General features: G+C 69.6%; 8 protein-coding genes. 4 read left to right on the top strand and 4 right to left on the bottom strand.

What is annotated here, in order from left to right:
- On the top strand, window positions 1–552 hold a 552-nt coding region (locus tag AC27IO_RS18665), incomplete at its 5' end, for a ComF family protein (RefSeq protein WP_498740123.1).
- Window positions 553–633: 81 nt separating this feature from the next.
- Window positions 634–1,095 carry a tRNA (uridine(34)/cytosine(34)/5-carboxymethylaminomethyluridine(34)-2'-O)-methyltransferase TrmL gene (trmL, locus tag AC27IO_RS18660; RefSeq protein ID WP_272565035.1) on the top strand — a complete coding sequence of 154 codons (462 nt, stop codon included), beginning with the start codon at window positions 634–636 and terminating at the stop codon, window positions 1,093–1,095.
- Between the two features lie 24 nt (window positions 1,096–1,119).
- Here the strand turns inward: trmL and AC27IO_RS18655 are convergent, their stop codons facing one another.
- On the bottom strand, window positions 1,120–2,085 hold the full coding sequence (locus AC27IO_RS18655; RefSeq protein WP_487090242.1) for a LysR family transcriptional regulator: 966 nt from the start codon (window positions 2,083–2,085) through the stop codon (window positions 1,120–1,122).
- Window positions 2,086–2,294: 209 nt separating this feature from the next.
- Here AC27IO_RS18655 and AC27IO_RS18650 point away from each other — a divergent pair, with 209 nt between their 5' ends.
- Window positions 2,295–2,609: a DUF4148 domain-containing protein gene (locus AC27IO_RS18650; protein WP_284405399.1), complete on the top strand. Its 315-nt coding sequence runs from the start codon at window positions 2,295–2,297 to the stop codon at window positions 2,607–2,609.
- A 98-nt stretch (window positions 2,610–2,707) separates the two neighbouring features.
- Here AC27IO_RS18650 and AC27IO_RS18645 read toward each other — a convergent pair whose 3' ends face one another.
- The 3 genes from AC27IO_RS18645 to AC27IO_RS18635 all read right to left on the bottom strand — a co-directional run bounded on the left by AC27IO_RS18645 (window position 2,708) and on the right by AC27IO_RS18635 (window position 4,636).
- On the bottom strand, window positions 2,708–3,172 hold the full coding sequence (locus AC27IO_RS18645) for a MaoC family dehydratase (protein ID WP_284393360.1): 465 nt from the start codon (window positions 3,170–3,172) through the stop codon (window positions 2,708–2,710).
- Between the two features lie 65 nt (window positions 3,173–3,237).
- Window positions 3,238–3,855: a nucleotide-binding protein gene (locus AC27IO_RS18640; protein WP_317356288.1), complete on the bottom strand. Its 618-nt coding sequence runs from the start codon at window positions 3,853–3,855 to the stop codon at window positions 3,238–3,240.
- Window positions 3,856–3,997: 142 nt separating this feature from the next.
- Window positions 3,998–4,636: a LysE family transporter gene (locus AC27IO_RS18635; RefSeq protein WP_284393355.1), complete on the bottom strand. Its 639-nt coding sequence runs from the start codon at window positions 4,634–4,636 to the stop codon at window positions 3,998–4,000.
- A 114-nt stretch (window positions 4,637–4,750) separates the two neighbouring features.
- Between AC27IO_RS18635 and kefC the strand changes: the two genes are divergently transcribed.
- Window positions 4,751–6,573: glutathione-regulated potassium-efflux system protein KefC (kefC, locus tag AC27IO_RS18630; protein WP_498740119.1), on the top strand; the 1,823-nt coding region annotated here is incomplete at its 3' end.

The following is a 6,573-nucleotide window of genomic DNA, read 5'->3' as shown; positions in this document are numbered from 1 at the left end:
CCGGCGGGCGTGGCGCGCTGCGGGCGCTGCCTCACCGACCCGCCGCCGCTGGACGCCTGCCTTGCCGCGGTGGACTACGGCTACCCCTGGGCGCAGGCGCTGGCCGACTTCAAGTTCCGGACCGATCCCGGTTGGGCGCCGTCGCTGGCCACCCTGCTTCGCAGCACGCCCTGGGTGGAACCGGCCGTGGAAGCGGCCGGCTGCCTGCTGCCCATTCCCCTGTCGCGCGAGCGGATGAAAGAGCGCGGCTTCAACCAGGCCGCGCTGCTGGCGCGTGCCTTGTCGCCGGCGAAGGCGGATGCCGCCAGCCTGCTGCGCACCCGCGCCACCGAGGCGCAGAGCGGCCTGCCGCGCAAGGACCGGCTGCGCAACCTGCGCGGCGCGTTCGCGCTGGAGCCCGGGCGCGCCGCGCGCATCGCGGGCCGCCGGGTGGTTCTGGTGGACGACGTGATGACCACAGGCGCCACGCTGCACGCGGCGGCACGGGTGCTGCGCGAGGCCGGCGCCGTGCACATCACCGCGGTGGTGGTCGCCCGCACCGACAGCCCCTGACCAGGGCCGCTCACCAGCCCTGGATACGTTTGTTTACGAGCTTTCGCGCTGGGTGCGGCGCAGATGCCGACAATAGACGCCATGTTTCATATCGTTCTTGTCGAACCCGAGATCCCGCCCAACACGGGCAACGTGATCCGGCTGGCTGCCAACACCGCGTGCCGGCTGCACCTGATCGAACCCTTGGGTTTTTCCATGGAAGACCGCCTGATGAAGCGCGCGGGCCTCGACTACCACGAGTACACCGAGGTGCAGCGCCACGCGGGATGGACCGCCTTCCTGCGCGATGCCGAGCCGGACGCCACCCGCATGTTCGCCATGACCACGCACGCCACGCTCACGGTGTATGAAACCAGCTTCCGCGCCGGCGACTGGCTGGTGTTCGGCGCCGAGACGCGCGGCCTGCCGCCCGAGCTGCGCGAATCATTCCCGCCTGCCCAGCAGCTGCGGCTGCCGATGGTGCCGGGGCAGCGCAGCCTGAACCTGTCGAACGCCGTGGCGGTCACGGTGTACGAAGCCTGGCGGCAAAACAGCTTTCTCTGATGCGCCAAGGCCCTGGCCCGGCCCTCAGGCCTGCGGGGCGGGCGGGGCCGCGTTTTGGTCCAGGACGCCAGGGGCCTGCAGCGCCTCCTCCACGGACTTGCGCGTGCGGGCGCTCAGAAAATCCAGGAAGGCCCGCGTGCGTGCGGGCATGAACTTGCGGCTCGGAAAGGCCGCGTACAGCGTGAAGCGCCCCGCCGTCCAGGGCGCCAGCACCCGCACCAGTTGCCCGCTGCGCAGGTAAGGCGCGGCCAGATCGACCGGCAGCGAGGTCAGCCCCGCGCCATCCAGCGCAGCACGCAGCAGGGTCTCGATGTGGTTGGTCACGCAGACCGGTTGCACCTCGATGTCGATGGCCCGGTGGCCCAGCAGGGGATCGAACAGGCGCATCACCCCCGGTTTGGTGTCGCTGCGCCGGCGCAGCAGGCACTGGTGCCGGGCCAGGTCCTGCGGCACCTGCGGCATGCCGTGGTCCCGCAGGTAGGCGGGCGAGGCGCACACCACGCTGTCGGACCGCACGATGGGCCGGGTGATCACGTTGGCGCCGAAGACCGCGTCGTCGCTCAGCAGCGTGATGTCGAAATCGCCGATGGGCGGCTCCAGCGAGGAATCCACATGGATGTCCAGCACCACCCGGGGATGCGCCCGGTGAAAGCCCTCCACCAGCGGCGCGAGGATGTGGACCGCGAGCACCGGCGGCGCGTGCAGCCGCAGCACGCCGGCGATCTCCGAGGTGTGGGCCTGGGCCGCGGCGAAGGCCTCCTCCACGTCGGCCAGGATGGTGCGCACGCGGGCCAGGTAGGCCTCGCCGGCATCGGTGAGCGAGACCCGGCGCGTGGTCCGCTGCAGCAGCCGGGTGCCGATGTGGCTCTCCAGGTCGGCAACCAGCCGGGTGACCGCCGCGGCCGACAGGTCCATCGCGCGCGCGGCCGCGGCGAAGCCGCCTTCGTCCACCACGGACTGGAACACGCGCATCGTCAGCAATCTATCCATTGCAGGAATGACGGCGTTTCAAGGGCCGCGATTATTTCAATTTTGTTAATTATTCATTGCCGAGAGTGCTGTTTTTCAAAGGGTTAACCCTGCGTACAGTTCAACCCATCGATGAGAAAGCCTGAAGGCGGACCCACCGAGGCAGGACAAGACCGGCCCCCAACAAGACCAGCCTTGCCCGGAAACACCAACCAATGAAGGACACCATCATGAACAACTACCGCACTCTCGCCACCGCTGCCGCCATCGCCCTGAGCGCCTTCGCCGCCCACGCCGGGGTGGAAGGCGACGGCTCCGACTATCCCGCCCCTGTCGCCGCCTCCAGCGCACTGACCCGTGAAGCCGTCGTGGCCGACCTGGTGGCCGCCCGCCAGAACGGCACCCTGCCCCGCGCCGGCGACTGGTACGACGTGCCCGCGCCCCTGGCCGTTTCCGGCAACGCCACGGTCGTCACCCGCAAGGAAGTGCAGGCGCAAACCGTGGCGGCCGCGAAGTCGCGCAACACGGTCAGCGGCGACCACTGATCTGATCGCACGGCGGCCCGGCCGGTTGCGGCCGGCCCAGCCCCTTCCCCAAAAAAGGCCCGCAGGTTCGCCCTGCGGGCCTTTTTCATGGGGCGCCTTCAGGGCGCGGCGCCGTAGTTGCGCGCCAGAGACTCGGCCACGCACGCGGGCTTGTCGGACCCTTCGCGCTCGATGGTGACCAGCCAGGTCATCTGGATGCCGTCCGGCGCGGCGGGCTCGCAGGCCTGCAGCGTGAGCCGCGCGCGCAGGCGGCTGCCCACGGGCACGGGCGAGGTGAAGCGCACGCGGTTGAGCCCGTAGTTCACGCCCATCCGCGCGCCGGCGATGGCGAACGCCGATTCGAAGAACCGCGGAATCAGCGACAGCGTGAGAAACCCGTGGGCGATCGGCGCGCCGAACGGGCCCTGGGCCGCGCGCTCGGGATCGACATGGATCCACTGGTGGTCGCCCGTGGCCTCGGCGAACTGGTCGATCTGCGCCTGGGTGATGGTGATCCAGTCGGTCACCGCCACCTCGCTGCCCACGCAGGCGGCCACTTCGGAATACGTCTGGAAGGTTTTCATGCGCGCACTTTAGGCCGGGGCGGGCCGTGCGCGTTGTCGGGCGCGCGACAGCCGCGCGCGCCGGCCTACTGGTCGAGCCAGTCGCAGATGCCCTGCCACTGCTCCAGGTCGCGCGCCACGCGGCTGGCCGAGACGTCGAAGACCGACAGGCCCTGCGCGGCCAGATGGATGTAGTTCTGCGTGTCGCGCAGCCGGCCCAGTACCGGCAGCCCCAGGCTTTCGACGAACTCGCCCAGCTTGTCGGCCGCGATGGTGCGGGCATCGACCCGCATGCCGACGATGCCGATCTGCACGTTCGCCGCATGGCGGCTTTCGGCCAGCTCGTCCAGGAAGCCACGGATGGCGAAGATGTCGAACACACTGGCCTGCAGCGGCACGATCACCTTGTCGGCCAGCTGGAGCACCGACTTGAGCTGCGCGCCGTGCAGGCCCGCGGGCGTGTCCAGCACCGCGTGGGTGGCCTCCTTGGGCGGGCGGCCGATGGCGTCGGGCTGCACGGGCCAGTCGCCGATGGGCCGAACGGCCGGGGACCGCAGCCCGCGCCACAGCCGGGACGACTGCTGCGGGTCGGCGTCGCCCAGCACCACGGCGTGGCCCTGGCTGGCGAAATAGCCGGCGATGTTGGTGGCGAGCGTGGATTTGCCCACGCCGCCCTTGGGATTGGCCACTGCGATCACTGGCATGCACGCCTCCTGGGTGTCAAAAGTTGGGTTGGCGGGGGCGATGGTAGCGCCGCCCGGGGCCAGACTGGGGAGTATGAGTCAAAAACCCCTCCAGCGCATATTCCACTAGGGCATATTGCTATATTTTTAATAGCAAATGGATTCAACCGTGCTGGGCCCCGCGCTTGACGAAGAAGAGCCCCGTGCCCACGGCCATCAGCAGGCCGCCGAACACGCGGTTCTGCGCACGCACCGCGCGGGCGTTGCGCAGCAGCCGGCGCAGTGCGCTGGCGCCCGCGGCATAGCCGTGCATGACGGCCATGTCCACCGCCACCATGGTGGCCGCCATGGCGAGCAGTTGCGTCCACAGCGGGCGGGTGTCGGTCATGAACTGGGGCAGCACGGCCACCATGAAGATGATGCCCTTGGGGTTGGTGGCGTTGGTCAGAAAGCCCGTGAGGCAGCGCTTTTGCCACGGGCCGGCCGGCGCGGCCTCCCCGCCCGGCAGGGACGACGCATCGCCCGAGCGCCATTGGGCGATGCCGATGTAGATGAGGTAGCACGCGCCCAGGATCTTCACCGCGCTGAACGCCGTCTCGGAGGCCAGCAGCAGCGAGCCCACGCCCGCCCCGGCGATCACCAGGATCAGCAGCAGCCCCAGTTGCAGCCCGAGGATGGTGGCGCCCGTCTTTCGCACGCCGTAGGTGAGGCCGTGGCTCATGGACAGCACGGCGCCGGAGCCTGGCGAGATCGCGATGAGGCAAGCCGCCGCCAAAAATGCCAGCCAGGTGTGCAGGTCCATGGGTCCGCCGGAAAAGAAAGGAAAGAAGATGAAAGGATCGGGAGCCGCCGATCTTACCGATGCAAAATTGCCGAGGTCCCTTCACCGCCTCTTTCTCCACCCCATTCCTTCTCCATGGCCCACGCACCCACCTGGCTCACCTACGGCTTCCTCTACCTGGGCGCGGCCGTGCTCGCCGTGCCCATCGCGCGGGCACTGGGGCTGGGGGCGATCATCGGCTACCTGGCGGCCGGCATCGCCATCGGCCCCTGGGGCCTGGGCCTGGTGAGCAACGTGCAGGACATCCTGCATTTCGCCGAGTTCGGCGTGGTGCTGATGCTGTTCCTCGTCGGCCTGGAGCTGCAGCCCAGCCGGCTGTGGAGCCTGCGGCGCCCGATCTTCGGGCTGGGCAGCGCGCAGGTGCTGGGGTGCGCGGCGCTGCTGTGGCTGGCGGCGTGGGCCTGCGGCCTGCCGTGGCGCGTGGGGCTGGTGGGCGCGCTGGGACTGGCGCTGTCGTCCACGGCCATCGCGCTGCAGTCGCTGGGCGAGCGCAACCTGATGCGCACCGATAGCGGGCAGAAGGCGTTCTCGATCCTGCTGTTCCAGGATGTGGCGGCCATTCCCATCCTGGCGCTGCTGCCGCTGCTGGGTGCGGCCGCCGCGGCCGACGCGGCACCCCATGCCACGCCCGACCTGCTGCTGGAAGCGGCCAAGATCGTGGGCGTGGTGGGTGGCATCGTCCTGGGCGGGCGGCTGCTGCTGCGCCCGGTGCTGCGCTGGATCGCCAAGAGCAGGACGCCGGAGATCTTCACCGCCGCCTCGCTGCTGCTGGTGGTGGGCATCGCCTGGCTGATGGTCATCGTGGGCCTGTCGATGGCGCTGGGCGCCTTCCTCGCCGGCGTGCTGCTGGCCGACAGCGAATACCGGCGCGAGCTGGAGGCCGATATCGAGCCCTTCAAGGGCCTGCTGCTGGGGCTCTTCTTCATGGCCGTGGGCATGTCCATCGACTTCGGCGTGCTGATGCGCTCGCCCGGGTTGATGGCCCTGGTGCTGCTCGGCTTTCTGGTCATCAAGGGCGTGGTGATCTACGCGCTGGCGCGCGTGACCGGCACGCCGTACCAGGAGCGGCCCGTGATGACGCTGCTGCTGGCGCAGGGCGGCGAGTTCGCGTTCGTCGTGTTCCAGGCGGCATCGACGGCGGGCGCGCTGCCGGCGGAAACCGCGTCGCTGCTGATCGGCGCCGTGGCGCTGTCGATGCTGCTGTCGCCGCTGCTGCTGGTGTTGCTGGACCGCGTGCTGCTGCGCCGCTATGCGCGGCTCAAGACCGATGTGCCGGCCGCGGCCGAGATCTCCGAGCCGCAGGAGGCGCCGGTCATCATCGCGGGCTTCGGGCGCTACGGGCAGATCGTCGCGCGCACCATGCTGCTGCAAGCCGTGCCGACCACCGTGCTGGACCACAGCGTGGAGATGCTCGAGGTGGCCCACACCTTCGGCTACCGCGTGTTCTACGGCGACGCCACGCGGCTGGAGCTCCTGCGCATCGCAGGGGCCGCGCAGGCCCGCATCCTGGTCATCGCGGTGGACGACACGGGCCAGTCCGTCAAGATCGCCGCACTGGCGCGCGCTCACTTTCCGCAGCTGAAAATCGTGGCCCGCGCCCGCAACATGAGCCATTGGAACGCGCTGCGCGATCTGGGCGTGGAGCACGTCGAGCGCGAGCTGTTCGAGTCGAGCCTGAAGACCGCCCGCACGGTGCTGGAACTCATGGGCCTGCCGGCGCAAGAGGCCCAGCGCGTGGCGGACCGGTTTCGCCAACACAACATCGACCTGGCCAACCGCATGTACCCGCACCACAAGAACCAGGAGAAGTTCATCGCCGTGGCGCGACAAGGGCGCCAGCAACTGGTGGAACAGATGGCCAAGGAGCGGCAGGAAGCCGCATCCGCCGCGGCGGATGC

Source organism: Acidovorax sp. KNOB132 (assembly GCF_057541515.1).
The sequence above is the reverse complement of the archived record's forward strand: the minus strand, read 5'-3'. Positions and strand labels throughout refer to the sequence as shown.